The following is a 25,461-nucleotide window of genomic DNA, read 5'->3' on the forward strand; positions in this document are numbered from 1 at the left end:
CCACCCGGTCGGAGGACCGGGCGGGGCCGCATGCCCGGGACGAGGGGGGCGCGACTCAGAGGTCGAGCCGCAGCCCGGGCACGATCAGGTCGGGGTCGTCGCCGATGACGGCCCTGTTGGCGGCGTAGACCTTCCGCCAGGTGGTGCCGTGCCGTTCGGCGATACCGCTCAGCGTGTCGCCGCTGCGGACGGTGTAGTCACCTCGCGACGCGTCACGGTTGGTGTGGCCCGACGGGCGTGCCGGCGTCTTCGACGGCTTCGGCTTCGACGGGGCCGACTTGGGTGTCGACTTCGTGGCGGCCGTCCCCGCGGCCGATCCGGCGCCCGAGGACGCGGGCGCGTTTCCGTAGGCTCCGGCGCGCGCCGCACAGGTGGGCCACGCGCCCCACCCCTGCGCCCGCTGGACCTTGGTGGCGACGGCGATCTGCGCGCTCCTGGAGGCCTGGTCGGCCCTCGACGCGTAGGCGGTGCCGCCGTACGCGCGCCAGGTACCCGCGGAGAACTGGAGCCCTCCGAAGTAGCCGTTGCCGGTGTTGATGTGCCAGTTGCCGCCGCTCTCGCACTGCGCGATGCGGTCCCACACTCCACTGTCGGCCGCGGCGGCGTCACCGCTCGCGGCGAGCAGTCCGAGCGGGGCGAGGAGTGCCGCCCCGGCGAGGACCGCCGTCGTACGGGCCTTGCCGGCCGTACGAGCCTGATGGGTGTTCTCGGCACATTCGGACATGTAATTCCCTCTCGAAACACCCGGGGTCCCCCAGGGCGGGGCGCGACGGCCCGCGCATGGGACGCGGTCGGCGCGCTCCGCCCCGTCCGCCGGAGGCTGTACTGAGAGCTGGATGGTTCGGCCGGCGGACCTGCCCGAGCGGTGCTCGTTGCACACGGCCGAGGAATCTAGGGAGCCGACCGCCCCGATATCAACCAACTCCTTGTCATTCGAGGCCAGTTAGCCGTTACCGCGAGTATCGTCGATTTTCGGCCACCCACTTCATTGGGTGATTTCAGGATTTATCGACCTGTCATCTTCGCGACCTGTGACCCACTTCACCAACTCAACTTCCTTGGCATTCCGACAAGTTGACTGGGAGTGACCGATTCCGGAGGCGATCTCACCCTGGGCGTCGGATGGTTCGATTCCGTTCGCGCTCGGGCGTGACTCCGGCCACAGATCGCCCGTTGTCATCTTCATGAGCCGGGATCCCCCGGGTTCATGGGCCGGGAGCCACCCGGCATCACCGCGCACCGCATTCCCGAGGAGCCACCGTGCCGCGCATGCTCGACGTCAGCGACGACGTACGCGCCGAGATCGGCGACGAAGAAGCCGACCGGCTGCTCGCCGGAGAGAACGCCCCCGGCAGTTACGACTGCACGTCCTGCCGCACCCCGGGCGACTCGGAACAGGAGCGGACCAGCACCGTCCTGTTCATCGGCGACGAGACAGCCGTCCTGGCCTTCGCCCACGCCACCTGCCTGCCCTCACAGGTCGTGCAGGTCACCGAGGAGCAGCTGCAGGGCGCCGTCCGCTCGATCCACCCCGACGGCATCCCCACCGAGTTCGTCCCCGAGCAGGCCGTGCTGGGTGTCACCAGCGGACTCGTCCTGATCAACGGCGAGTTGCACCCGGCGCTCGTCGTCGAGCCGACCGGCCCCATCGTGCGTCCCGGCTCGACCGACATCGGCGACGACTTCCTCCCCCTCCTCATCGAGCAGGGCTTCATGCCGGTGACCGCGGTGAACGCGGTGCCCCCGGTCCTGCACGGCTGGTCCGTGCTGCTCGCCATGGGCCAGCTGCACGCCGTGCTCCAGCCGGGCACCGGCGGTGGCTCCCCCGTCGCCTGGTGGCAGGCCCACCAGGCGCTCCAGGTCGCCGAGAGCTGGCGGTCGGCCGCCAACAAGCACCAGCAGGTGCTCCTGTTCGCGGCCCCGGTCGGCTCGATCGGCCGCCAGCCCCGCGAGGACCTGCTGCGCGACGCGCTGGACAAGGCGGCGGCCAACGGAAAGCTCGTCGCCGCCACCATGCCGCTCGCGGGCACCTGAGCCGGCCCCCGGGGAGCCCGGGCGCGAAAGTGCGCCGGGCACACTCCGGTTGACCTGCGAAAGCGACGTGGTGGCCGCATCCGTTGGGCGGCGGGGTCGTTGGCACATACGTGCACACCTACGAAGCCCCCCGCCGCCGGCCCTTCCAGCCGGACCCGCCCGCGCGATCGGCGCAGGACACCTCGGGCGGTCCATCGGCCACGCCGATCTACGACGCGCTGTACGCCGAGTGGCTCAGGACCTTCAGGACTCTGCCCGGCGACCGGCACGGCGAAGAGGATCTGGGCTTCACGGCCTTCGGGAGCATGCCGCGCGGTGCGACCGCGTACGGCGCGTCCAGCTCGTACAACTCCTACAGCGCGGGCGCGCACTCCGCGCGGCAGAGTGCCGTGCAGCAGGGTCACACCACGACGGCGACGGCCATCTGGCAGCCCGGCGGGCGGCAGCACAGCACCGGGATGCACCACATCCCGGCCGCGCTGCCGCCCGCGCCGCGTCGAGGTCTCTGACCCCGCCCATGAGGAAGGGCCGGCTCCCCCGGGGGAGCCGGCCCTTCCTCATGTCCGCTACTTCTTCTTCGCGCCGCGCTTCTCGCGCACCCGCACCGAGATGTGCAGCGGCGTGCCCTCGAAGCCGAACTCCTCGCGCAGCCGGCGCTCGATGAAGCGACGGTAGCCGTGCTCGATGAAACCGGAGGCGAAGAGCACGAACCGCGGGGGCTTGGTGCCCGCCTGCGTGCCGAACAGGATGCGGGGCTGCTTGCCGCCGCGGATCGGGTGCGGGTGGGCGGCGACCAGCTCGCCGAGGAAGGCGTTCAGCCTGCCGGTCGGGACGCGGGTCTCCCAGCCGGCCAGGGCCGTCTCGATCGCCGGGACGAGCTTTTCCATGTGACGGCCCGTGCGCGCCGAGACGTTGACGCGCGGCGCCCACGCCACCTGGCCGAGCTCGGTCTCGATCTCGCGCTCCAGGTAGTAGCGGCGCTCCTCGTCGAGGGTGTCCCACTTGTTGAAGGCGAGGACGATCGCCCGACCCGCCTCGACCGCCATGGTGACGATCCGCTGGTCCTGCACGGAGATCGTCTCGGACGCGTCGAGCAGGATGACGGCGAGCTCGGCCTTCTCGACGGCGGCGGCCGTGCGCAGCGAGGCGTAGTAGTCGGCGCCCTGCTGAAGGTGGACGCGCTTGCGGATGCCCGCCGTGTCCACGAACTTCCAGGTGACACCGCCGAGTTCGATGAGCTCGTCGACCGGGTCGCGGGTGGTGCCCGCGAGTTCGTTGACGACGACGCGTTCCTCGTTCGCCACCTTGTTGAGCAGCGACGACTTGCCGACGTTCGGGCGGCCGATGAGGGCGATGCGGCGCGGGCCGCCGACGGCGGAGCCGAAGGTCTGCGCCGGGGCCTCGGGCAGCGCCTCCAGGACCGCGTCGAGCATGTCGCCGGTGCCGCGACCGTGCAGCGCGGAGACCGGGTGCGGCTCACCGAGACCGAGGGACCACAGGTACGAGGCGTCGGCCTCGCCGCTCGGCCCGTCCACCTTGTTGGCGCACAGGACGACGGGCTTGCCCGCCTTGCGCAGCAGCCGGACGACGGCCTCGTCGGTGTCGGTGGCGCCGACCTTGGCGTCGACGACGAAGACGACCGCGTCGGCGGCCTCGATCGCGTACTCGGCCTGCGCGGCCACCGACGCGTCGATGCCGAGGACGTCCTGCTCCCAGCCGCCGGTGTCGACGACCTTGAAGCGGCGGCCCGCCCACTCGGCCTCGTAGGTGACGCGGTCACGGGTGACGCCCGGCTTGTCCTCGACGACCGCCTCACGGCGGCCGATGATCCGGTTCACCAGGGTCGACTTGCCGACATTGGGACGGCCGACGACGGCGAGGACGGGCAGCGGGCCGTGGCCCGCCGCCTCGATCGCGCCCTCGACGTCCTCGATGTCGAAGCCCTCTTCCGCGGCGAGCTCCATGAACTCCGCGTACTCGACGTCGCCGAGTGCCCCGTGGTCGTGCTCTGCCGAGCCCTCGGGCTGGATGTGGTCGTTCATGAAGTCCGTACCTCGTCGTTCATTCGTGGTGATCGGTGGACCGCCCGCCTCCGGGAGATCCACTACTCAAGTGTCGCCTAGTGCCCGGTGGGGCGCCCGGCGTTTTCCCGGCGTCCGGTCAGACGCCGGGCCTCGTCCAGATGGGCGCTCAGGTGCTTCTGGATGCGGGTGGTGGCCTCGTCCAGCGCCTTGCGCGTGCGCCGCCCGGTGCCGTCGCCCGCGTCGAACGGGTCGCCGAAGACGACGTCGACCCGGCTGCGCAGCGGGGGCAGCCCCTTGACCAACCGGCTCCGCCTGTCGGAACTTCCCAGCACCGCCACCGGCACGATCGGGGCTCCGCTGCGTACGGCGAAGTACGCGAGGCCGGCCCGCAGCGAGGCGAAGTCGCCCTCGCCGCGCGTGCCCTCCGGGAAGATCCCGAGGACGCCGCCGTTCTCCAGGACGCCGAGCGCCTGGGTGATGGCCGTGCGGTCGGTGGTCTCGCGGTCCACCTTCAGCTGGCCGATGCCCAGCAGGAAGGGGTCGAGCGGCCCGATGAACGCTTCCTTCTTGATCAGGAAGTGTGTGGGCCGGGGCGCGACGCCCATGACCATCGGGCCGTCGATGTTGTGCGAGTGGTTCACGGCCAGGATCGCCGGGCCCGTCGCGGGTACCTTCCAGGCGCCCAGGACGCGCGGCTTCCACAGCCCGTACATCAGGCCGACGCCGATGCGGCGCCCGACCTCGGCGCCCCTCTCGGAGGGTGCGGTCACTTGGCGGCCCGCTTCTCCTCGACGAGGGTGACCACACACTCGATGACCTGCTGGAGCGTGAGGTCGGAGGTGTCCACCTCGACCGCGTCGTCCGCCTTGGCCAGCGGGGACGTCTTGCGGCTGGAGTCGGCCGCGTCCCGCTTGATGAGCGCCTCGCGCGTGGCGTTGACGTCCGCGCCCTTCAGCTCACCGCTGCGGCGGGCGGCGCGGGCCTCCGGGGAGGCGGTGAGGAAGATCTTCAGGTCGGCGTCCGGCAGCACGGTGGTGCCGATGTCGCGGCCCTCGACGACGATCCCGTACGCGGCGGAGGCGGCGAGCGAGCGCTGGAGCTCGGTGATGCGGGCACGTACCTCGGGGACCGCGCTGACCGCGCTGACCTTGGAGGTGACCTCCTGCGTGCGGATCGGGCCGGCGACGTCGGTCCCGTCGACCGTGATGGTCGGCGCGGAGGGGTCGGTGCCGGAGATGATCTCCGGCTTCTCCGCCGCCGCGGCGATCGCGGAGGGGTCGGCGACGTCGATGCCGTTGCTCACCATCCACCACGTGATCGCCCGGTACTGGGCCCCCGTGTCCAGGTAGCTCAGGCCGAGCTGCGCGGCGACGGCCTTCGAGGTGCTCGACTTGCCCGTGCCGGAGGGGCCGTCGATGGCGACAATCACAGCCGGAGCGGTCCGGGCGGCCTTTTCCACGGTGACGGACACCTTCCTGGTACGGGGTGATGGGTATGGGGGCACGATCGCGCCCCGCCCAAGGTTACTGGCTTCGCGGACCCCTTATCACTGGCCCTTCCCGCGGCCGGATCACCGGCCCACGCCGGGGCCGGCCGCCGTGCCCGCCCGCGGACGCCCGACCGCGCCCCTCGGGAGCCCGCCAGGCCGCCGGGGGCCACCGCCGCGGAGCCGCGGGACGGCCACGTCGGCGGCCCGTCCCGCCCGGCGGCCGGCCGCTACTGCCGCAGCGCCCAGCCCCGCTCGCGCAGCGCCGCGCTCAGCACCGGCACCGCCTTGGGCTCCACCATCAGCTGGACGAGTCCGGCCTGCTGGCCGGTGGCGTGCTCGATGCGTACGTCCTCGATGTTGACGCCGGCCATCCCCGCGTCGGCGAAGATGCGGGCCAGCTGACCGGGCTGGTCGTCGATGAGGACGGCCACGGTCTCGTACACGCGCGGAGCCGAACCGTGCTTGCCGGGGACCCGGACCTGGCCCGCGTTGCCGCGGCGCAGCACGTCCTGGATGCCGTCGACACCCTCGCGGCGCTTGGCCTCGTCGGAGGACTGGAGGGAGCGCAGCGCCTGGACGGTCTCGTCGAGGTCGGAGGAGACGTCCGCGAGGAGGTCGGCGACCGGCCCCGGGTTCGCGGAGAGGATGTCGATCCACATCCGCGGGTCCGAGGCGGCGATTCGGGTCACGTCGCGGATGCCCTGCCCGCAGAGCCGTACCGCCACCTCCTCCGCGTGCTCCAGGCGCGCGGCGACCATGCTGGAGACCAGGTGCGGCATGTGCGAGACGAGGGCGACGGCCCGGTCGTGGGCGTCCGCGTCCATGACGACCGGCACGGCACGGCAGTGCGACACCAGCTCCAGGGCGAGGTTCAGGACCTCGGTGTCCGTGTCGCGGGTGGGGGTGAGCACCCAGGGACGGCCCTCGAAGAGGTCTCCCGTCGCGGCCAGCGGGCCCGACTTCTCGCGGCCCGACATGGGGTGCGTACCGATGTACGAGGACAGGTCGAGGCCGAGTGCCTCCAGCTCACGGCGCGGTCCGCCCTTGACGCTGGCGACGTCGAGGTAGCCGCGCGCGACCCCGCGGCGCATGGCGTCCGCGAGCGTGGCCGCGACGTGCGCGGGCGGCGCCGCCACGATCGCCAGGTCGACGGGCCCCTGCGGCGGCTCGTCCGTGCCGGCGCCGAGCGCCGCCGCCGTACGGGCCTGTTCCGGGTCGTGGTCGGCGAGGTGGACGACGACCCCGCGGGCCGCCAGCGCGAGGGCCGCAGACGTGCCGATCAGCCCGGTCCCGATGACGAGTGCGGTCCTCACTGGGCGATGTCCTTGCGCAGTGCGCCGGCGGCGCCGAGGTAGACGTGCACCACGTCGGCGCGCGGCTTGTCGGACTCGATGTGCGCGAGGACCCGTACGACCCGGGGCATCGCGCCCTCGATGTCCAGTTCCTGCGCGCAGATCAGCGGGACGTCGACGATGCCGAGTCCCCGGGCCGCGGCGGCCGGGAAGTCGCTGTGCAGGTCGGGCGTGGCGGTGAACCAGATGCTGATCAGGTCGTCCGCGGTGAGCGCGTTGCGCTCCAGGATGGCGGTGAGCAGCTCGCTGACCTGCTCGTCCATGTGCCCGGCCTCGTCCCGTTCCAGTTGGACGGCGCCCCGGACCGCTCGTACCGCCACGGTGATGCTCCTCGCTGATGTACGTACGTGTCTGAACGCACCAGCGTAGTCAGCCCGCGACACGCGGGGGCGGGGCGCCCGCCTGCCGAGACGAGCGGACGCCCCTACGGACCGGTGCTTCTCAGAGGTTCTGCGCCCTGATGAGGTCCTCCAGGGACCCTGCGGGCATCCGTCCCTCGGGCGTCAGCTTGTCGACGGCCCGGGGCAGGTTCTCGGCGATCTGGGTCGCGGCCTGGTCGGTGGTGATCCCGGCCTCGTCGGCGACCTGCTTGAGGGCGTCGTCGGGCAGCGCGTGCTGGATCTGCGCGCCCGTCACGGACTGGTTCTCGCCCGTGCCGACCCAGGAGTCCTTCTGCTCCGCCAGGCCCGCCTTGGTGAGCATGTCCAGCAGGCCGCCCAGCGGATTGCCGCCCGCGGCACCCGAGCCGCCGCCGCTCAGGGCTCCGAGCAGGGCGCCGAGGATGTTGCCCGCGCCGGGGGCGCCCGCGGCGCCGCTCTGGCCTGAGCCGCCGAGGAGGCCGCCGAGCAGGCTGCCGAGATCGTTACCCGCCATGGTCACGCCTTTCCAGAGGAGGGCCGGGGGCAGGTCGCCTCCCGGCCTCAGACTCTGCCAATCTCACGCGAATCGCTGTATTCCGCCACTTGTGGTGAGAACACCCCTGTGCGCCTCTGGACGCCGGGGCGCGCGTCCGCTGTCATGGCAGGAGGCTCGCCTCGGGGGAGGCCCGTATGACCCGCATGAAGCGTCCAGGACCCCTTCTCACCCTGCTGACGGGACTGCTGCTCGGGGTGTTCCTGCTGTCGCTCAACGCGACGACAGGGACGAGGAACGCGTCCTCGGCCCAGGAGGAACCGCCCGCCACGGCCGTGTCGCCCGGCGCGACGGCCGGCCCGACCGCACCCACGCCCGCGTCCCCGGCCGCACCGTCGACGGCGTCCGCTCGCCCGTCCCGGAGCGCCGCGGCCGACGCCGACTACGCGGGCCGTACCGACGACGACTCGTCGGCGGTCGCCGTCTCACTGCGCGGCGGCCGGGCGATCGCCTACTTCTGCGACGGACGGGACAAGGAGTCCTGGCTGAAGGGCGACGTAGAGGACGACGGCACCATGAAGCTCACCGGGAAGAACGGCGCGAAGCTCGACGGCACCCTCCGGGACGGCAAGCGGATCCGCGGAACCGTCGATCTGGGCGGGCACCGCTACGGATTCACCGCCGACAAGGCGGTCAAGCCGTCCGGCCTGTACCGGGCGACCGCCACGGTGCGCGGCGCGAAGATCGACGGCGGCTGGATCGTGCTGCCGGGCGGTCGTCAGGTCGGCGTCCTCGACCGCGACGGCAGGCCGTCCACGGCGCCCAGGATCGATCCGGAGACCGGTGCCGTGACGGTCGACGGCCGGACGATCACGGCGAAGCCCGTCACTCCCTGACCCGCAGCGGTCTCCGTCCGCCGCCCCGCGACGGCACCGGTGCCCGCACCCCGATCGGTACCCGCACCCGCACAGCGCCCCCGTCCCTCCCTGCCGCACGCTCCGCGAACACCCACGACCCTGCACCCGCACTCGCACTCGCACCACCGGCACCCGTCCCGTCCCCCGCCGGACCCCGTCCTTCCTGACCAGGGAACCGATATGACCGTGGACCCGAACGCCGCCACCCAGGGCTTCCCCTCGCCGGGGCCCGTCCCCCGCCGCTCGCACCCGGCCCGCTACCTCGTCCCGGCCCTGGTCGCCGCGGCGGTCGCCGTCGGGCTGGGCGCCTACGGCAAGGTGCACGACCCGGCCGGGACCGCCTTCAACATCGCCGGCTTCAGCAGCACGGGCGCCGTGAAGTCCTGGCTCGCGACGGCCGCCTTCTTCTTCGCGCTCGTCCAGGTCGTCTCGGCGTTCATGGTCTACGGCAGACTGCCGGGCCCGGGCTGGGCGCCGGCGCTGCACCGCTGGTCGGGCCGCATCGCCTTCCTCGTGGCCGTCCCGGTCGCTGTGCACTGTCTGTACGCATTGGGCTATCAGACGTACGAATCGCGCGTCTTGTGGCACTCCCTCCTGGGTTGCTTCTTCTTCGGCGCCTTCAGTGCCAAGATGCTGCTGCTCCGCTCGGAGCGCCTGCCCGGCTGGCTGCTGCCGATCATCGGCGGCCTCGTCTTCGCCGTGCTCACGGCCATCTGGCTGACCTCTGCCCTCTGGTTCTTCCGTACGTTCGGAGTGACGACATGACCAACCGCTCGACGCGGCGCACGGTTCTCGCGACAGGGACGGCCGCACTGCTCGCGGGGTGCAGCAAATACGGCGACAACAGCAGCAGCGAGTCGGAGTCGTCTCCCTCCGAGGCCCCGCTGGCCGACACGTCGAAGGCTCCCTCGGCCGCGCCGTCCGCGGCGGCGTCCGGCGGCAAGGAGCTGACCACGAAGGCCGCCGTCCCGGTGGGCGGCGGCAAGATCTTCAAGGAGCAGAAGGTCGTCGTCACCCAGCCGAAGAAGGGCGAGTTCAAGGCCTTCTCGGCGATCTGCACCCACCAGGGCTGCACGGTGAACCGCGTGGTCGACGGCCTGATCGACTGCCCCTGCCACGGCAGCAAGTTCAGCGTCGTGGACGGCGCGGTGAAGGCCGGCCCGGCTCCGCGTCCGCTGCCCGCCAAGAAGATCACCGTCGAAGGAAATTCGATCCGGCTGACCTGAGGCAGCACGTACGCTCCAGGAATGGATGCCGCGGCCCTGGTGCGTGACCACACGATCTACTCCTGCGTGATGGGGTCACGCGCCTTCGGGCTGGCCACCGACACGAGCGACATCGACCGCCGGGGCGTGTTCCTCGTCCCCACCCCGCTCTTCTGGCGCTTCGAGAAGCCGCCGACGCACGTGGAGGGCCCGGCCGAGGAACAGTTCGGCTGGGAGTTGGAGCGGTTCTGCACCCTCGCCCTGCGTGCCAACCCGAACGTCCTGGAGTGCCTGCACTCCCCGCTCGTCGAGTACGCCGACGCCACCGGCCGCGAACTGCTCTCCCTGCGCCAGGCCTTCCTGTCCCGTCAGGCGCACGAGACGTTCGCGCGCTACGCCATGGGGCAGCGCAAGAAGCTCGACGCCGACGTCCGCAGGCACGGCGCCCCGCGCTGGAAGCACGCCATGCACCTGCTGCGCCTTCTCACGACGTGCCGCGATCTCCTGCGCACCGGCGAGCTCCGGATCGACGTGGGCGAGCAGCGTGAGCCGCTCCTCGCGGTGAAGCGGGGCGAGGTCCCGTGGGAGCGGGTGGAGGCCTGGATGTCCCGGCTGGCGGCGGAGACCGACGAGGCGGCCGCGGGAAGTCCCCTCCCGTACGAGCCGGACCGGGCCCGCGTGGAGGACTTCCTGGTCCGGGTGCGCCGCGCCTCAGCCCTCCAGGCGGACCCGGACGACGAAGTCGTGCAGGGCGTCGTGGGCGGTTGAGGCGTCCGGCAGCGCCGAGGCGTCCTGGGCCGCGTCCAGCAGGGTGTGCAACCGCTCCACGTCGTCCCGCACGCGCGCGTGGTCGACGTCGGCCGCGCCGTGCTCCCGTTCCGCCTTCGCGGCGATCAGGTCGGGCAGCCGGGCGGGGGCCTCGGCCACGCACCCGACGAGCGTGGGCAGATGGGCCTGCACCTCACCGCTGCGCATCAGATGGACGCCGGTGAGCAGCACACGGAACGTGTAGAGCAGCGGCTTGAGTTCGCCGGTCCGCTCGAACAGCCGCCACTGCGTCGCGGCGAAGCCCCGGTAGTGGTGGGCGTGATGGCGGGTGAGCACGCCGGGGGCGAGCGAGACCAGCTCGCGGTGCGCCTCGGTGGTGTGCACGACCAGGGGGGACAGGAGCTGCTCCAGCACATAGCCGTTGCGCCGCAGCATCAGCCGGACGAACTTGCGCAGGTCGTGGGTGACGAGGTCCATCTCGACACCGTCCTCGAACCACATGCGCGACCGGGTCTCCTCCGGTTCGCGCAGGCCGACGAGTTCGGCGGCGGGCAGCAGGTGGACGCCCCGCAGGTCGACGTCGGAGTCGCGCGAGGGGAAGCCGTAGAGATGGGCTCCGGAGACCGTGGCGAAGAGCACCGGGTCGGGCTGCTGCGCCACCACGGTCTTGAGGTCGATGTCGAGGACGTCCGTCATCCGTCAAGCGTCCCAGAGCGCCCCCAGTGACATGAGGTCGCCCTGGTACTCGATCCGGTCGGCCCAGGCCGTCGGCCAGGCGTCCGAGCCGTGGTAGGCGCCGGCGAAGGCGCCCGTCAGGCAGGCGATGGAGTCGGAGTCGCCCGAGGTGCAGGCGGCCCGGCGCAGCGCGGTGAGGGGCTCGTCGACGAAGAGCAGGAAGCACAGCAGGCCGGTGGCGAGGGCCTCCTCGGCGATCCAGCCGCCGCCGGTGGCCATGCAGGGGTCGCTCTCGGGCGAGACGGTCCGCACGGCGTGCCGCAGCTGGTCCAGGGCGGCGAGGCACTCGTCCCAGCCGCGGGTGATGAACGCCTCGGGCGTGGGGTCCTCGCTGTAGGTCCACAGGTCACCGAGCCAGCGGGAGTGGTAGCGGTGGCGGTTCTCGTACGCGTACGACCGCAGCCGGCCGACGAGGCCCATCGGCTCGACGCCCTGGGTGAGGAGCCAGATCGCCTGCGCGGTGAGGTCCGCGGCGGCGAGGGCGGTGGGGTGTCCGTGGGTGAGCGCGGCCTGGAGCTGCGCCGCACCGGCGCGCTGTTCGTCACTGAGTCCGCGGACCAGTCCGACGGGAGCCACGCGCATGTTGGCGCCGCAGCCCTTGGAGCCGATCTGGCTGGCCTCCTGCCAGCGGCGCTTCTCGTTCTTGAGGAGGTTGCAGGCGACGAGGCAGGTGCGGCCGGGCGCGCGGTTGTTGTCGGGCGACTGGTACCAGTCCACGAACTCCTCGCGGACCGGCCGTTCCATCCGCAGCGGGCCGAGCAGTCCGCGGTCCATGGCCGTGCGCAGGCCCCGCGCCAGCGCCAGCGTCATCTGGGTGTCGTCGGTGACCTTCGCGGGCGTGGGCAGCGCCATCTGCCGCCAGGGCCCGCACTTGTCGAGGATCGCGGGGACGGAGTTGAACTCGGTCGGGTACCCGAGCGCGTCGCCGAGGGCGAGGCCGATGAGAGATCCGGTGGCGGCGCGCTTGGCGAGAGTCGTGGCGGTCATCAGGGCCGTCCTTCCGAACTGGGACGCAGCAGGGGCGGGTGCAGGGCTTTGGCGCCGCCCGCGCGGTAGAGCGCGGCGGGCTTGCCGCGGCCGCCGGTCAGGCGCGCGGCGCCGGGGACCTGTTCGACGAATCCGGGCGTGGCGAGGACCTTGCGCCGGAAGTTGGGCCGGTCGAGGGCAGTGCCCCACACGGTCTCGTAGACCTGCTGCAGCTCGCCGAGGGTGAAGCGGGGCGGGCAGAAGGACGTCGCGAGACAGGTGTACTCGAGCTTGGCGCCGACGCGTTCGTGGGCGTCCGCGAGGATCCGGTCGTGGTCGAAGGCGAGCGGGCCAAGCGCGTTGAACCGCAGCCACTGGGCCTGTGCGGCGTCGCCGCCGCCGCGCGGCTCGGGAGGGTCCGGGAGCAGCGCGGCGAAGGCGACGGAGACGACGCGCATCCTGGGGTCGCGGTCGGGCTCGCTGTAGGTGCGCAGCTGCTCCAGGTGGAGTCCGGAGAGGTCCGAGAGGCCGGTCTCCTCGGCGAGTTCGCGGCGAGCCGCCGCCTCCGCCGACTCGTGCGGCAGCACGAAGCCGCCGGGCAGTGCCCAGCGGCCCGCGTAGGGCTCCTGTCCCCGCTCGACGAGCAGCACCTGGAGTGCGCCGGCGCGAACCGTCAGGACGGCCAGGTCGACGGTGACGGCGAAGGGTTCGAACGCGTACTTGTCGTAGCCCTCCGGTGCTGTGCCGCCCGGCGCACGGCTCTCCTTCCCGCGCACGCCCCCACCCCCTGCTCACCGTCACTTTTATGGTCACTCTGACTATGGTCAGTACGACTATAAAGGGGTGGGTGGGCGTCAACAAGCCCTTGAGCGCGGGAATATGGCGCCGGGCGGACGGATCCGGGGTGCGCGGTCCCCCGGCTGTGTCCGCCCGGCCCCGGTGTCAGTCTCCGGCGCGCGACGGCGCGAACGCCGCCACCACCGCGCCCGCCGCGGCAGCCCCCGCGGAGACCCAGAGCGCGGGTCCGCAGCCGTCGACGAAGGACCGCGCCGAGCCGTAGCCGCCGTACCGCGTGAACACGGCCGCGGCCACGGCGACTCCGAAGACCCCGCCCAGCTCGCGCAGCGCGTTGTTGACCCCGGCCGCGACGCCCGCCTCCTCGGGCGGCACCGACGACGTCACCGCGTTCGCCACGGTGGGGAAGACCATGGAGATCCCGACACCCGCGACGATCAGCGGCAGGACCAGGCTGCCGTAGGAGACGCCCGGTTCGACCTGCCGGGCCAGCAGGCCGATCCCGACGGCCTGCAGGACGAGTCCCGCGAGCATGAAGGGCCGGTTGCCGAACCGGTCGGCGAGCGCGCCCGCGAGCGGCGCGACGAGCAGCGGCATCCCCGTCCACACCAGGATGCGGACGCCCGCCTCCAGCGGGGAGTTGCCGAGGCCCAGCTGGAAGAGCTGCGAGATCATGAAGAGCGAGCCGAGCAGGGACATGAACGTCAGGAACGCGGCGCCGTTGGCGGTGGAGAAGCCGCGCCGGCGGAAGTGGGTGAGCGGCAGCATCGGGTAGCGGGCCCGCGCGTGCTCCCAGGCGAGGAAGGCCGCCACGAAGACCAGTCCGACAGCCAGCGCGCCCAGCACTTCGGCACTCCCCCAGCCCGCCTCCGGGGCCCGCACCGGTGCCCACGAGAGTCCGGTCAGCCCGACAGCCGCCAACAGCAGTCCCACGACGTCGAGTTGTGGACGCGGGCCGTGGCTCTCCCGCAGCCTGCGGGCGGCCGCCGGCAGCATCGCAAGCCCCGTCGGCACGTTCAGCCAGAAGATCCACTGCCAGGACAGGCCCTCGGTGACCGCGCCGCCGAGCACCGGTCCGGCCGCCACACCCAGCCCGGTCACCCCGCCCCACAGGCCGATGGCGACGCCCCGCTTCTCCGCCGGGAACGCGTCGCTGATGAGGGTGAGCGTGAGCGGCAGCAGGACGGCGGCGCCGGCGCCCTGGACCACACGCGCGGCGATCAGCTGTCCGGGACTTCCCGAGAGAGCCGCCAGGGCCGAGGCCGCGGTGAAGACGGCGAGTCCCGCGACGTACATGCGGCGCCGTCCGAACCGGTCGCCGAGCGCGGCACCGGTCAGGGTGAGACAGGCGAAGACGAGGTTGTAGGCGTTGATCGTCCACTCCAGGTCGGACAGGCTCGCCCCGAAGTCCGCCCGCAGCGCGGGCAGCGCGGTGGAGACCACGACCACGTCCAGGGAGCAGAGCAGCGCCCCGAGTCCGGCCAGTACGACGGTCCACGCGCGTCGTGGCGGTGCGGCACCGGAAGCGGATTCGCGGACCGGGGCGCGCAGGGTGTCAGCCATGTCGGTTCCTTCCGTGAGGTCGAGGGATCACTCACGGAAGGCAGACCGGACCCCGTCCGGAAAGGAATCGCGGCGGTCCGGGGCGCCGCCCGAGGAAGGCCACCAGACGGTCTCCGGGCCGGGGCCACGACGTCGGCGCGCCCACCGGTTCGGCGAAGCGCACCCCGCGGTCGGCGTCGTCCACGACGCACCGCGCCACGGGCAGCAGTTCGGCGGCGAGCGCCGGCGGGATCGGCCGGGACGTCCCGCACGCCTGCGCCACGTCCCAGCCGTGCACCGCGATCTCGACGGCGCCGACCGCCGCGAGCACGCCCAGCCCGAGCGACCGGTCGCCCACGCCCACGAGGGGCTCGCCCGTGCCCGGGAGGCCGCACGCGAAGGCCTGGCCGCGACTCGCGGCGCCCCCGGCCGAAGGCCCGTCCCTGCCGGGCGGGCGGCCCGCGTGCGGCACGTCGCCGAAGGCCACCGCCCAGGCGCCGAGCAACGCGCAGGCACGCTCCCGGAAGGCGCACACCGGATCGGCGGCGCCGGCGGTGGGACACCGTCCCACCTGCCCGTCGGTGACACCCTCGTACAGCGCGTCCACCGAGTCGTCGAGGTGCCGCAGCAGCTCCCCCAGGTCCCAGCGCGCGCAGGGCGTGGCCCGTCCCAGCGTGCCGGGCGCCACCACCGCGACGCTTCCCAGGGCATACGCGAGCGAACGCTCCAGGAGCTCGCCGGAGTTCACCGGAGCACCTGCGGCAGCACCTTCGGCAGGCCGAAGCGCGCGAAGAGGTCCGGGTCGAGGAAGGCGGTGATCCGCCCGATGCGCGCTCCGCGTACGCCGAGCGCAGGCGCTGCGTGCGCGTCGCGCAGATCCGGGGCATGTGCGCCGGTCACATCGAGCACCTGCAAGGAGTGCGCCCGGTACGCGCCGTCCGCGCCCCTCTCGTACGACCCCACCGCGGGCTGTCCGTTGGCCCCCGTCGGCAGCATCCGGACCCGTCCCGGCTCGCCGACCCGCACCCCCAGGAAACGCAGCACGTCCTTGGTGCCGCGGAACCAGTCCAGGTGAGGAGGCATCTCCAGTTCGACACCGTCCTGGAGGAGCTCCAGCAGGGCGTCCATGTCGGCGTGCTCGAAGGCCGCCATGTAGCGGTCGATCAGCTCGCGGTCCCGGGCTACGTCCGGTTCGGTCACCAGGTCCTCCTCGGGCGCCACCTCGTCGAGCCGGGCACGCGCGCGCTGGAGGGTGCTCTTGACGGCCGCGGTCGAGGTCCCGAGCAACGCGGCGACCTCGGGCGCGCGCCAGGCCAGCACGTCACGCAGGATGAGCACGGCCCGCTGCCGGGCGGGCAGGTTCTGGAGCGCGGCGACGAGCGCGAGCCGCAGGCTCCCCCGGGCCGCCACCACGGTCGCGGGGTCGACGAGAGTGTCGGGCAGCGGCTGGAGCCACTCGACGTCCGTCGCGGGGGCCCTCAGCGGCTCCTCGGGCGCGTCGGAGGCCCCGCCGAGGCCGGCGGGCAGCGGACGGCGCACACGGCCCTCCAGGGCCGTCAGGCACGTGTTCGTGGCGATCCGGTGCAGCCAGGTCCGCAAGGACGCCCGGCCCTCGAACCCGCCGTACGCCCGCCAGGCCCGCAGATAGGTCTCCTGGACGAGGTCCTCGGCGTCGTCCACCGATCCGAGCATGCGGTAGCAGTGCGCGAGCAGCTCCCGCCGGTACGGATCCGTGAGCCGTACGAACTCCTCGCGGTCGGTCGTCGCGGCCATGCCCGCTCCCTTCCCGCCGGCCCACGCCCGGCGGCTCCCGCGCCGGTACGGACCGGCGGTGCCCGCGCCGGCCCGGATCCGGCGGAGGGCACACCGGCGCGGACCGGAGCGTCCCCGCCGGCGCAGACCGGCGGATCGTTCACCGGTACAGACCGGCGGGGCGGCGAAAACGAATCGGCCGGCCCCGGAGAAGTTCCGGAACCGGCCGTCGTGGGTCGCGGGAGCCTTAGAGGCCGACCTCGTTCATCAGCATGCCGACCTCGGTGTTCGACAGGCGGCGCAGCCAGCCCGACTTCTGGTCGCCCAGGGTGATCGGGCCGAAGCCCACCCGCACCAGCTTGTCGACGGGGAAACCGGCCTCGGCGAGCATGCGGCGCACGATGTGCTTGCGGCCCTCGTGGAGGGTCACCTCGACGAGGTAGTTCTTGCCGGTCTGCTCGACGACGCGGAAGTGGTCCGCCTTGGCGTACCCGTCCTCCAGCTGGATGCCGTCCTTGAGTCGCTTGCCCAAATCGCGCGGGATCGGACCCACGATGTGCGCGAGGTAGACCTTCTTCACGCCGTACTTGGGGTGGGTCAGGCGGTGGGCCAGCTCACCGTGGTTGGTGAGCAGGATGACGCCCTCGGTCTCGGTGTCGAGCCGGCCGACGTGGAAGAGCCGCGTCTCGCGGTTCGTCACGTAGTCGCCGAGGCACTGACGTCCCTCGTTGTCCTCCATCGTCGAGACGACACCGGCGGGCTTGTTCAGCGAGAAGAACTGGTACGACTGCGTCGCGACCGTCAGCCCGTCGACCTTGATCTCGTCCTTCTCCGGGTCGACGCGCAGCCCCTGCTCCAGGACGATCTCGCCGTTGACCTCGACCCGGGCCTGCTCGACCAGTTCCTCGCAGGCGCGCCGGGAGCCGTAGCCCGCTCGCGCGAGCACCTTCTGCAGGCGCTCGCCCTCCTGCTCGGCGCCGGGGAAGGTCTTGGGCAGCTTGATGTCCTTCTTGCCCGCGTACCGGTCCCGGTTGCGCTCCTCGGCCCGCGTCTCGTACTCGCGGGAGCGCGCGGGCTCGGTGCGGCCGCCACGCTGCTGGCTCTGCTTGGGTCCGCCCTTGGCGCCGCCGCGGGCCGCACTGCCGCGTCCGGACTTCGGGCCGTCCGGGGAGGCCCCGGGGCCCACGTCGTAGCGGCGCTCCTCGGGGCGGGGCTTGCGGGGGCGTCCCTGCCCCTGCTTCTGGTCCCTGTTGTTGCCGGCACCGCGGAAGTTACCGCGCCCGCCGCTCTTGCCGCTGCCGCTGCCGCTGCTTCGCATCAAAATTCCGTCTGGTCGTCTGCGTCGTCTGTCCCCGGAGCGTCAGGTGCGTCCGGGTCGAACGACGGAACACCTTCCTGCGTCTCGGCCTCGATCGCGTCCGCCTCGGGGAGGAAGGGCGCGAGCTCCGGGAGCTCGTCCAGGCCGCGCAGGCCCATTCGCTCCAGGAAGTAGTTCGTCGTCGTGTACAGGATCGCACCTGTTTCGGGTTCCGTGCCCGCCTCCTCGACCAGACCGCGCTGGAGGAGGGTGCGCATCACACCGTCACAGTTCACTCCGCGGACCGCCGAGACCCGGGAACGGCTGACCGGCTGGCGGTACGCGACGACCGCGAGCGTCTCCAGCGCCGCCTGGGTGAGCCGGGCCTGCTGCCCGTCCAGGACGAAGCGTTCCACGGCCGTGGCGTACGCGGGCCGGGTGTAGAACCGCCAGCCGCCCGCGATGAGCCGCAGCTCGAAGCCTCGGCCCTGAACCGTGTACTCGTCGGCCAGTTCCCGCAGCGCGTCCGCGATCTGCCGCTTCGGCCGCTCCAGGATCTTGGCGAGGTGCTCCTCGGTGGCCGGCTCGTCGACGACCATGAGGACGGCCTCCAGGGCGGGCTTGAGATCGAGGTCGGCGACGGTGCGCAGCCCCGCCGGGATCTCGCTGGTGTCCTCGCTCACGCCTTCTCCTCCTTGCCCGTGCCGGTCCCTTTGGCGTCGTCCTTGCCCGTCGGGTCCTCGGGGGGCCGGTCGAACTCGTCGGTGACCCGGGGCTGCTCGTCGCCCTCGCCGCCCGTCCAGCGCACCAGCAGGTCCCCGAGGGCCTCCTCCTGGTCGAGGGCGACGGCCTTCTCCCGGTAGAGCTCCAGCAGGGCCAGGAAGCGGGCCACGACGGTGAGGGTGTCGTCGGTGTCCTCGACCAGCGCGCGGAAGCTCGCCTCGCCGAGTTCGCGCAGCCGCGCCACCACGATCCCGGCCTGTTCCTGCACGCTGACCAGCGGCGCGTGGATGTGGTCGACGTAGACCTGCGGCTTGGGTTTCGGCTGCATCGCCTTGACCGCGAGCTTCGCGAAGCCCTCCGGCCCGATGCTGATGACGACCTCGGGCAGCAGTTCCGCGTGGTGGGCCTCGAGCCCGACGGTACGGGGGTACCGGCGGGCCTCCTCCTCCAGCCGCGCGTTGAAGATGTCCGCGATCTGCTTGTACGCGCGGTACTGCAGGAGCCGCGCGAAGAGCAGGTCCCGGGCCTCCAGCAGCGCCAGGTCGGCCTCGTCCTCGACCTGGGCGGCGGGCAGCAGCCGGGCCGCCTTGAGGTCGAGCAGGGTCGCCGCGACGACCAGGAACTCGGTCGTCTGGTCGAGGTCCCAGTCCGGTCCCATCGCCCTGATGTGCGCCATGAACTCGTCGGTCACGCGGGACAGCGCCACTTCCGTGACGTCCAGCTTGTGCTTCGAGATCAGTTGGAGCAGCAGGTCGAAGGGGCCCTCGAAGTTCGAGAGCCGCACCTTGAAGACCCCGTCACCGGCGTCGTCGGAGCCCTCGGAGGGTGCAGGCACGGCATCCGTACCGACGTCCGCGGCGCCCTGCGTCGCGGCCCCGACCCCGGCCCCGGCCCCGGCCCCGGGTACAACGCCGGCAAGACCTTCGACGGCGACAGGCTCCACGGCCTCGACAGGCTCCACGGCCTCGACGGACTGCGCGATCTCGACGGATTCCACGACCGCCTCGGGCTGCACGACCTCGACGGACTGCACGACCTCGACGGTCTCCACGACCGCCTCGGATTCCACGACCGCGGCAGGTTGCTCGCCCCGGGTGGGCGCCTCACCCGCCCCGACCCGCGCGGCCGGGCCGACCGCCTCGGCCGACGCGACCGGCCCGCTCGCCGCCTCGTCCACCTGCGCAGACGCGGCCGCCTCGGCTTCCGCCGGAAGAGCGGGCGCTCCGCCCGGAGGCTGCGGCGGCGAGGCCGCGGTCGGCGTCTCGGGCGGGGGCGTCGCCCCGGGGCCCCGCCCCAGGACACGCCGACGCCCGCCGGAGCCGGCGGCGGGGACAGGGGCGTCGTTCGAGGTCATAGCCGTCGCAGGCTACCGCTACCGCCCACGCAGCCGTCGTACGAGGATGCTCGCGTCCCCCCGGGACTCCAGGTCGGCCAGCACCACGGCCACCGCCTCGCGCACGATGCGCCCGCGGTCGACGGCGAGACCGTGCTCGCCGCGGAGCACCAGCCGGGCGTGCTCGAGGTCCATGAGCTCCTCGGCGGACACGTACACCGTGATCTTCTCGTCGTGCCGCTCCCGGCCGCTGGGCCGGCGGTTGGCGGCCCGCCCCCGCTTGCGGGACGGCTGGGCGGCGGAGGAGCCCTCCTGCGGCGCCTGGCGCCGTCCCGTGCGCTCCGCGGCGGCGCCCCGGCTGCGGGACTCGCCCGCGTCGGCCGGCTCGGCGTCGGCCGCGACGTGTTCGTCGCCCTCGCCGTCGCCGCCCTGGACGGGCACGGACTGAGGCGCGTCCTCCGCCGCGGCGGCCGCGTCGCTGTCACCCGCGGGCGCCGGAACCCGCGCCTCGCCATTGGTCCGGCGGGAGGGCGTGGACGCCTGGAGCGCCATTCCCCCGGTGGTACGGAACAGTTCGTCGGCCCCCGGCAGACTCACTCGGCGTGACACCGGGCGAGCACCTCCCTGGCGAGCTGGCGATAGGCGGCGGCACCGACGGAGTTGGAGGCGTACGTGGTGATCGGTTCACCGGCGACCGTGGTCTCCGGGAAGCGGACCGTGCGGCCGATCACCGTGTGGTAGACGTGATCGTCGAAGGCCTCGACCACGCGCGCGAGCACCTCACGGCTGTGCACCGTGCGGGAGTCGTACATCGTGGCGAGGATGCCGTCGAGTTCCAGCTCGGGGTTGAGCCGCTCCTGGACCTTCTCGATGGTCTCGGTGAGCAGCGCTACACCACGGAGGGCGAAGAACTCGCACTCCAGCGGCACGATCACCTTGTGAGCCGCCGTCAGGGCGTTCACGGTGAGCAGGCCGAGCGAGGGCTGACAGTCGATCACGATGTAGTCGTAGTCGGCCATCAGCGGCTTCAGGGCGCGCTGCAGCGTGGACTCGCGGGCGACCTCGCTCACCAACTGCACTTCGGCGGCGGACAGGTCGATGTTGCTGGGCAGCAGGTCCATGTTCGGGACCGCTGTCTTCAGGAGCACCTCGTCGGCCGCCATGCCCCGCTCCATGAGCAGGTTGTAGACGGTGAGGTCGAGCTCCATGGGGTTGACGCCGAGACCGACCGAGAGCGCGCCCTGCGGGTCGAAGTCGACGAGCAGGACCCGTCGGCCGTACTCCGCGAGCGCGGCGCCCAGGTTGATGGTCGACGTGGTCTTGCCGACGCCGCCCTTCTGGTTGCACATCGCGATGATCTTCGCGGGGCCGTGGTCGGTCAGCGGGCCCGGGATCGGGAAGTACGGCAGCGGGCGGCCGGTCGGGCCGATGCGCTCGCGGCGCTGGCGGGCCGCGTCGGGCGCGAGCGTGGCCGCGTACTCCGGATCGGGCTCGTACTCGGCGTCGGGGTCGTAGAAGTGCCCCTCGGGCAGTTCGTCGTAGTCGGCGAAGTGGGTGTGGTTCTCGCCACTTCCGTTGCCGGCCATGGCGTTCACGTGATGGCCATCCATGCTCTGGTGTGCTGTCTGAGTCATCCGGGGACTCTGGTGGGCTGCGAAGGTTCGGACAGCGACGGAGCCGACAGCCTTGAGCTCCGTGGGGCCCTGGCCCCGCGCCGGCATTCCTGGTTGACCACCCCCGGGAGTAAATGTCGACTCATTCACAAGTCGTCTTACCTCCTTGGTGACCAGGAAACTTCTAGATAGGTCAGCGTGGCACCATGCCGACGGTTGGCGACTCTATGGCGTGTCACCGGTCCGCAGCAACACAATCCGCCGGACCCGACCCGATGTGTCGGCAACCGAACACCCCTCTGTCAAGGGCGTAAGGCCGTCGCACGGCAGGTTTCACCGGTGTGCGAATCGGTCGAATGGTTATGTTCGCGGCGAGTTGAACGAGTGTCGCAAAGTGACCCGACACACATCCGGCCGGACCTTGTCGGGCAAGGTCCGGCCGGGTGCGCGGTGTTGACGACCTGTGACGTTTTCCCCCCGATCGAGCGAAGCGCGGACCGGGGAGTATCGACTTTTTACCGGTCGATGACTCAGCCGAGCAGCGTCTCCAGCTCGACGTGCTCGAGGCCGTGCGCCTCGGCGACCTCGCGGTAAACGACCTTGCCGTCATGGGTGTTGAGACCCTTGGCCAGCGCGGGGTCACGGCGCAGCGCCTCGACCCAGCCGCGGTCCGCGAGCTCGACGATGTACGGCAGCGTGGCGTTGGTCAGCGCGTACGTGGAGGTGTTGGGCACCGCGCCGGGCATGTTGGCGACGCAGTAGAAGACCGAGTTGTGGACCGGGAAGGTCGGCTCGGCGTGGGTGGTGGGACGCGAGTCCTCGAAGCAGCCGCCCTGGTCGATCGCGATGTCGACAAGGACACTTCCCGGCTTCATCCGGGACACCAGCTCGTTGGTGACCAGCTTCGGGGCCTTGGCACCCGGGATGAGCACGGCGCCGATCACGAGGTCGGCCTCCAGGCAGGCCTTCTCCAGCTCGAAGGAGTTGGACATGACGGCCTTGATCTTCGTGCCGAAGATCTTGTCGGCCTCGCGCAGCTTGTTGATGTCGCGGTCGAGCAGCGTCACCTCGAAGCCCATGCCGATGGCGATCTGCGCGGCGTTCCAGCCGGAGACGCCACCGCCGATCACGACGGCCTTGGCGGGCAGCACGCCCGGGACACCGCCGGGCAGCACGCCACGGCCGCCGGCCGCGCGCATCAGGTGGTAGGCGCCGACCTGCGGGGCGAGACGGCCCGCGACCTCCGACATGGGGGCCAGCAGGGGCAGCGCGCGGCTGGGGAGCTCGACCGTCTCGTACGCGATCGCCGTGGTGCCGGACTCCAGGAGCGCGTCCGTGCACTCCTTGGAGGCGGCCAGGTGCAGGTAGGTGAAGAGCGTCTGGTCCTTGCGGAGGCGGTGGTACTCCTCCGCGATCGGCTCCTTGACCTTGAGCAGCAGGTCGGCGGCGGCCCACACCTCGTCGGCCGTCTCGAGGATCTGCCCGCCTGCGGCGATGTACTCCTCGTCCGGGATCGACGAGCCGACACCGGCGCCGCGCTCGATGACGACCTGGTGGCCGTGGCGCACCAGCTCGTGCACGCCGGCGGGGGTGATGGCCACCCGGAACTCGTTGTTCTTGACCTCGCGGGGGATGCCGACCTTCACGTCGATCACGGTCCTTGGCTCAGAGGGTTCTGGGGCTATGCATGCCGAGGCGATGCAAGCCAGGCAATGCATGTCATACCTGACGTACCGGAGCACATCGGGAGACACCACGAAAGGACGCGGCGGAGCCAGTCTAATGAAGGGATTCTCTCTGTCTAGCCTTTCAATGCATCAATCTTCAGCGGATGCACTGCGGATTTCGTAGGCGTTAGCGTCATGTTCCTGGCTGGATGTGCCCTCGGGGAGCTCGTCTCCCAGCATGCGCTCCGCCGCGCCGCGGTGCAGCCGGGCGGCCGCCGGGTCCCCGAGCCGGTCCAGCGTGTCGGCCAGCCTGAGCTGGAGCGCCGCCTGCAGGCGCACGTCGTCCGCGTGCCGCGCCCATTCGACGGCCTCCTGGCAGGTGCGCAGCGACTCCTCGGGCCGCCCCGCGTACTCCTGCACCCGGGCCATCTCGCTCAACGCCCGTGCCTGCGCGGCCACGTCGGCGTTGCGCCGGTGTCCGGTGACGGCGGCGCGCCAGTTGCGCAGGGCCTCGCCGTAGCGGCCCGCGTACGTGTGCGCGGTGGCGATGCGGCCGTACAGCCGGGCGGCGTCCACGCGCTCCCCACGGGCCAGGCGCTGGGCGAGCGCCCTGCCGTACCAGTCGGCGGCCCGGTCGAAGTCCCCGAGCTCCTGATGGGCACCGCCTACGGATTCCATCGCGCGGCCGGTCGCATACGGGTCGTTCGCCTCGCGTCCGGCGTCCAGCGCCGCCCGGTAGCGGACCAGGGCGTCGGCGGTCCGGCCGGTCTGCGCGTCCAGGTCGGCGAGGTTCAGCAGCGCCGCGGCCTTCTCGCGCGGCAGGCTGCGCCGCTCGGCGACGTCCAGGACGAGTCGGTGGATGCCGTACAGCTCGGGGGCGGCGGCCCGTGTCCCGACGTGTGCGACCAGCGCCCTGACCAGCGCGGCCATGAGGCGGCGGGCCAGCGTGTCCAGCTCCCCGTCGGCGACCGCGAGCCGGGCCGAGGCCAGCAGCGCGGGCTGCCGGATCTCCAGCCACTCGGCGGCGGCCCTAGGGGTGGGAAAGCGCAGGGCGCGGGGCATCCCGGCGAGCTTCTCGCGGGCCGGCGAGCTGTCGGTCTCCGTGATGGCGCGGCAGGACACCAGCAGCCGCACGGTCCGCTCCAGCATGCGGGCGCGGGCCAGCTGGAGCTCGGACGGGCGGTCGTGGATCTCCGTCATCGCCCGCAGCAGGGGCAGCAGACAGCCGGGCACCTCGTACTGCGACAGCGGCGACTCGACAAAGCGCAGCAGACCGAGCGTGACGAATTCGTCCAGGGCGGAGCGGGCCGCGCCGACCGAACAGCCGGCCAGCGCGGAGGCGGTGTGCGGGTCCACGAGGCCCGCGGGGGCCAGGGACAGCAGACGCAGCGTCCGCGCCGCGGCGGCCTGGAGCGAGCCGTACGAGAGGCGGAAGACGCGGTCGACGGGCGTGCCCTCCTCGCCGTCGGTGCGCAGGTGCTTGGTGAGGTCGGCGACGGCCGACGCGGGCCGGGCGGCGAGCCAGCCGCCGGCGAGCGCCAGCGCCGCGGGCTGGCCCGCGCACAGCTCGACCAGACCCTCGGCGGCCAGCGGGTCGACGGTGATACGGACCGAGCCGGTGTATCGGCCGAGGAGTTCGAGGGCGGACTTGGTGTCCATGCCGCCCAGCGTGCAGGGGCGGACGTCCGCGATGCCGGTGAGGGGCCCTCCGGAGACGGCGACGACCAGGCACTCGGGGGCGTCCGGGAGCAGCGCGTCGACCTGCTCGGCGTCGGCCGCGTCGTCGAGCAGCAGCACCACCCGGCGCACGGCGAGGGCCTCGCGCAGGGCCTCGCCGAGGTCGTCGGCGTCGGCTCCGGGAGGTGTCGTCAGGCCCAGGGCGACGAGCAGCTCGCGCGCGGTGCGCTCGGTGGGCACCCGGGTGCCGTCGGGTTCGGTGAGCCGCGCGCGCAGCACCCCGTCGGGGTAACGCTCGGCAACCTGCCGGGAGAGCTCCTCGGCGAGCGCGGTACGGCCGGATCCGGGCTTGCCCGCGATGAGCAGCACGCGCGCGCGAGGCGCCTTGCGCCCGGAGAGGGTGTCCAGGCCCGCGCGCTCGATGTCGGCCCTGAGTTCCTTCAACTCTCTTGTGCGGCCGAGGAACTGACCTTGCGTGGAAACGGACTCGACAGCCGGCGGCTGTCCTTTCGCCGACACGTTCGTGCCGTCGTCTTCCACGGCCGGTTCCGTCACGGGCCACACTCCCGTCCCACTGCACGCGCAAGCCCGCCGGGACTCCGGTTCGGGCGTTTCCAGAGCCTAGTTCACGCTCTGCGACGAACCGTGCGGAGCGCGGCGGACACATCCCCCGATCGGATCAGGCGATCGTAGGACCGGCGGTGTGCCGCGCGCGGCGGC

26 protein-coding genes are annotated in these 25,461 nt (G+C 72.3%); 6 read left to right on the forward strand and 20 right to left on the reverse strand.

The features are described 5' to 3' along the window. Positions 1-55: 55 nt before the first annotated feature. Positions 56-724, reverse strand: a complete 669-nt coding sequence (locus tag ABEB03_RS15730) for a transglycosylase family protein (protein ID WP_345648152.1) — start codon at positions 722-724, stop codon at positions 56-58. 536 nt (positions 725-1,260) lie between these two features. Between ABEB03_RS15730 and ABEB03_RS15735 the strand changes: the two genes are divergently transcribed. Then, positions 1,261-2,034 carry a hypothetical protein gene (locus ABEB03_RS15735; RefSeq protein WP_028805249.1) on the forward strand — a complete coding sequence of 258 codons (774 nt, stop codon included), beginning with the start codon at positions 1,261-1,263 and terminating at the stop codon, positions 2,032-2,034. Positions 2,035-2,144: 110 nt separating this feature from the next. Next, positions 2,145-2,543 (forward strand): hypothetical protein, encoded by a 399-nt coding sequence (locus tag ABEB03_RS15740; protein ID WP_345648157.1) that lies wholly within the window; start codon positions 2,145-2,147, stop codon positions 2,541-2,543. 57 nt (positions 2,544-2,600) lie between these two features. On the opposite strand, the gene der is transcribed toward ABEB03_RS15740, so the two are convergent. The 6 genes from der to ABEB03_RS15770 all read right to left on the reverse strand — a co-directional run bounded on the left by der (position 2,601) and on the right by ABEB03_RS15770 (position 7,772). After that, the gene (gene der / locus ABEB03_RS15745) at positions 2,601-4,076 is read right to left on the reverse strand and encodes a ribosome biogenesis GTPase Der (protein WP_345648160.1); all 1,476 of its coding nucleotides are present in this window, start codon (positions 4,074-4,076) and stop codon (positions 2,601-2,603) included. Between the two features lie 77 nt (positions 4,077-4,153). Beyond that, positions 4,154-4,771, reverse strand: coding sequence for a lysophospholipid acyltransferase family protein (locus tag ABEB03_RS15750; protein WP_425589242.1), 618 nt, complete (start codon positions 4,769-4,771; stop codon positions 4,154-4,156). A 53-nt stretch (positions 4,772-4,824) separates the two neighbouring features. Next, on the reverse strand, positions 4,825-5,517 hold the full coding sequence (gene cmk / locus ABEB03_RS15755; RefSeq protein WP_345648166.1) for a (d)CMP kinase: 693 nt from the start codon (positions 5,515-5,517) through the stop codon (positions 4,825-4,827). 257 nt (positions 5,518-5,774) lie between these two features. Beyond that, on the reverse strand, positions 5,775-6,860 hold the full coding sequence (locus ABEB03_RS15760; protein WP_345648171.1) for a prephenate dehydrogenase: 1,086 nt from the start codon (positions 6,858-6,860) through the stop codon (positions 5,775-5,777). Continuing rightward, a complete protein-coding gene (gene aroH / locus ABEB03_RS15765; protein WP_028805244.1) occupies positions 6,857-7,219 on the reverse strand; it encodes a chorismate mutase in 363 nt (120 codons plus the stop codon). Before aroH ends, ABEB03_RS15760 begins: the two co-directional genes overlap by 4 nt. A gap of 121 nt (positions 7,220-7,340) precedes the next feature. Beyond that, positions 7,341-7,772 carry a YidB family protein gene (locus tag ABEB03_RS15770; RefSeq protein ID WP_345648176.1) on the reverse strand — a complete coding sequence of 144 codons (432 nt, stop codon included), beginning with the start codon at positions 7,770-7,772 and terminating at the stop codon, positions 7,341-7,343. Positions 7,773-7,957: 185 nt separating this feature from the next. On the opposite strand from ABEB03_RS15770, the gene ABEB03_RS15775 reads away from it, so the two are divergent. From ABEB03_RS15775 to ABEB03_RS15790, 4 genes are all read left to right on the forward strand, one after another. Beyond that, positions 7,958-8,647 (forward strand): hypothetical protein, encoded by a 690-nt coding sequence (locus tag ABEB03_RS15775; protein ID WP_345648337.1) that lies wholly within the window; start codon positions 7,958-7,960, stop codon positions 8,645-8,647. 201 nt (positions 8,648-8,848) lie between these two features. Then, positions 8,849-9,433: a DUF6529 family protein gene (locus ABEB03_RS15780; RefSeq protein WP_345648179.1), complete on the forward strand. Its 585-nt coding sequence runs from the start codon at positions 8,849-8,851 to the stop codon at positions 9,431-9,433. Then, positions 9,430-9,894 (forward strand): Rieske (2Fe-2S) protein, encoded by a 465-nt coding sequence (locus ABEB03_RS15785; RefSeq protein WP_345648182.1) that lies wholly within the window; start codon positions 9,430-9,432, stop codon positions 9,892-9,894. Before ABEB03_RS15780 ends, ABEB03_RS15785 begins: the two co-directional genes overlap by 4 nt. A gap of 21 nt (positions 9,895-9,915) precedes the next feature. Beyond that, a complete protein-coding gene (locus ABEB03_RS15790; protein WP_345648191.1) occupies positions 9,916-10,641 on the forward strand; it encodes a nucleotidyltransferase domain-containing protein in 726 nt (241 codons plus the stop codon). On the opposite strand, the gene ABEB03_RS15795 is transcribed toward ABEB03_RS15790, so the two are convergent. The 13 genes from ABEB03_RS15795 to ABEB03_RS15855 all read right to left on the reverse strand — a co-directional run bounded on the left by ABEB03_RS15795 (position 10,585) and on the right by ABEB03_RS15855 (position 25,296). After that, positions 10,585-11,337 carry a nucleotidyltransferase domain-containing protein gene (locus ABEB03_RS15795; RefSeq protein ID WP_345648194.1) on the reverse strand — a complete coding sequence of 251 codons (753 nt, stop codon included), beginning with the start codon at positions 11,335-11,337 and terminating at the stop codon, positions 10,585-10,587. The genes ABEB03_RS15790 and ABEB03_RS15795 overlap by 57 nt on opposite strands. Before the next feature lie 3 nt (positions 11,338-11,340). Further along, a complete protein-coding gene (locus tag ABEB03_RS15800; RefSeq protein ID WP_345648197.1) occupies positions 11,341-12,363 on the reverse strand; it encodes an ADP-ribosylglycohydrolase family protein in 1,023 nt (340 codons plus the stop codon). Further along, complete coding sequence (locus ABEB03_RS15805; protein WP_345648200.1) at positions 12,363-13,118, reverse strand: NUDIX hydrolase; 756 nt, start codon at positions 13,116-13,118, stop codon at positions 12,363-12,365. Before ABEB03_RS15805 ends, ABEB03_RS15800 begins: the two co-directional genes overlap by 1 nt. Positions 13,119-13,284: 166 nt before the next feature. Then, positions 13,285-14,700, reverse strand: coding sequence for an MFS transporter (locus ABEB03_RS15810; protein WP_345648203.1), 1,416 nt, complete (start codon positions 14,698-14,700; stop codon positions 13,285-13,287). Positions 14,701-14,731: 31 nt separating this feature from the next. Continuing rightward, a complete protein-coding gene (locus tag ABEB03_RS15815) occupies positions 14,732-15,427 on the reverse strand; it encodes a DinB family protein (protein WP_345648206.1) in 696 nt (231 codons plus the stop codon). Then, complete coding sequence (locus ABEB03_RS15820) at positions 15,424-16,452, reverse strand: sigma-70 family RNA polymerase sigma factor (protein ID WP_345648211.1); 1,029 nt, start codon at positions 16,450-16,452, stop codon at positions 15,424-15,426. The genes ABEB03_RS15815 and ABEB03_RS15820 overlap by 4 nt, the downstream gene beginning before the upstream one ends. 226 nt (positions 16,453-16,678) lie before the next feature. Beyond that, positions 16,679-17,749, reverse strand: a complete 1,071-nt coding sequence (locus ABEB03_RS15825; RefSeq protein ID WP_345648214.1) for a pseudouridine synthase — start codon at positions 17,747-17,749, stop codon at positions 16,679-16,681. Then, the gene (gene scpB / locus ABEB03_RS15830) at positions 17,749-18,411 is read right to left on the reverse strand and encodes an SMC-Scp complex subunit ScpB (protein WP_345648219.1); all 663 of its coding nucleotides are present in this window, start codon (positions 18,409-18,411) and stop codon (positions 17,749-17,751) included. Before scpB ends, ABEB03_RS15825 begins: the two co-directional genes overlap by 1 nt. After that, positions 18,408-19,805 (reverse strand): segregation and condensation protein A, encoded by a 1,398-nt coding sequence (locus ABEB03_RS15835; RefSeq protein WP_345648224.1) that lies wholly within the window; start codon positions 19,803-19,805, stop codon positions 18,408-18,410. The genes scpB and ABEB03_RS15835 overlap by 4 nt, the downstream gene beginning before the upstream one ends. An 18-nt stretch (positions 19,806-19,823) precedes the next feature. Next, the gene (locus ABEB03_RS15840) at positions 19,824-20,393 is read right to left on the reverse strand and encodes a hypothetical protein (protein WP_345648227.1); all 570 of its coding nucleotides are present in this window, start codon (positions 20,391-20,393) and stop codon (positions 19,824-19,826) included. Next, positions 20,378-21,505, reverse strand: coding sequence for a ParA family protein (locus ABEB03_RS15845; protein ID WP_345648230.1), 1,128 nt, complete (start codon positions 21,503-21,505; stop codon positions 20,378-20,380). Before ABEB03_RS15845 ends, ABEB03_RS15840 begins: the two co-directional genes overlap by 16 nt. A 422-nt stretch (positions 21,506-21,927) precedes the next feature. Next, positions 21,928-23,043, reverse strand: a complete 1,116-nt coding sequence (gene ald / locus ABEB03_RS15850; protein WP_345648340.1) for an alanine dehydrogenase — start codon at positions 23,041-23,043, stop codon at positions 21,928-21,930. A 171-nt stretch (positions 23,044-23,214) separates the two neighbouring features. Next, positions 23,215-25,296, reverse strand: a complete 2,082-nt coding sequence (locus ABEB03_RS15855; RefSeq protein WP_345648233.1) for a tetratricopeptide repeat protein — start codon at positions 25,294-25,296, stop codon at positions 23,215-23,217. Between the last annotated feature and the right edge of the window lie 165 nt (positions 25,297-25,461).

The organism is Streptomyces siamensis (genome assembly GCF_039543605.1).
GTDB lineage: Bacteria > Actinomycetota > Actinomycetes > Streptomycetales > Streptomycetaceae > Streptomyces > Streptomyces siamensis.

What these genes read in the sequence shown, in the direction of transcription:
- ABEB03_RS15730 (WP_345648152.1), bottom strand. Translation starts at nt 724, where the DNA reads ATGTCCGAATGTGCCGAGAACACCCATCAGGCTCGTACGGCCGGCAAG.
- der (WP_345648160.1), bottom strand. Translation starts at nt 4,076, where the DNA reads ATGAACGACCACATCCAGCCCGAGGGCTCGGCAGAGCACGACCACGGG.
- ABEB03_RS15750 (WP_425589242.1), bottom strand. Translation starts at nt 4,771, where the DNA reads ATGTACGGGCTGTGGAAGCCGCGCGTCCTGGGCGCCTGGAAGGTACCC.
- ABEB03_RS15770 (WP_345648176.1), bottom strand. Translation starts at nt 7,772, where the DNA reads ATGGCGGGTAACGATCTCGGCAGCCTGCTCGGCGGCCTCCTCGGCGGC.
- ABEB03_RS15775 (WP_345648337.1), top strand. Translation starts at nt 7,958, where the DNA reads ATGAAGCGTCCAGGACCCCTTCTCACCCTGCTGACGGGACTGCTGCTC.
- ABEB03_RS15780 (WP_345648179.1), top strand. Translation starts at nt 8,849, where the DNA reads ATGACCGTGGACCCGAACGCCGCCACCCAGGGCTTCCCCTCGCCGGGG.
- ABEB03_RS15785 (WP_345648182.1), top strand. Translation starts at nt 9,430, where the DNA reads ATGACCAACCGCTCGACGCGGCGCACGGTTCTCGCGACAGGGACGGCC.
- ABEB03_RS15790 (WP_345648191.1), top strand. Translation starts at nt 9,916, where the DNA reads ATGGATGCCGCGGCCCTGGTGCGTGACCACACGATCTACTCCTGCGTG.
- ABEB03_RS15795 (WP_345648194.1), bottom strand. Translation starts at nt 11,337, where the DNA reads ATGACGGACGTCCTCGACATCGACCTCAAGACCGTGGTGGCGCAGCAG.
- ABEB03_RS15800 (WP_345648197.1), bottom strand. Translation starts at nt 12,363, where the DNA reads ATGACCGCCACGACTCTCGCCAAGCGCGCCGCCACCGGATCTCTCATC.
- ABEB03_RS15810 (WP_345648203.1), bottom strand. Translation starts at nt 14,700, where the DNA reads ATGGCTGACACCCTGCGCGCCCCGGTCCGCGAATCCGCTTCCGGTGCC.
- ABEB03_RS15820 (WP_345648211.1), bottom strand. Translation starts at nt 16,452, where the DNA reads ATGGCCGCGACGACCGACCGCGAGGAGTTCGTACGGCTCACGGATCCG.
- ABEB03_RS15825 (WP_345648214.1), bottom strand. Translation starts at nt 17,749, where the DNA reads ATGCGAAGCAGCGGCAGCGGCAGCGGCAAGAGCGGCGGGCGCGGTAAC.
- ABEB03_RS15835 (WP_345648224.1), bottom strand. Translation starts at nt 19,805, where the DNA reads ATGACCTCGAACGACGCCCCTGTCCCCGCCGCCGGCTCCGGCGGGCGT.
- ABEB03_RS15845 (WP_345648230.1), bottom strand. Translation starts at nt 21,505, where the DNA reads ATGCCGGCGCGGGGCCAGGGCCCCACGGAGCTCAAGGCTGTCGGCTCC.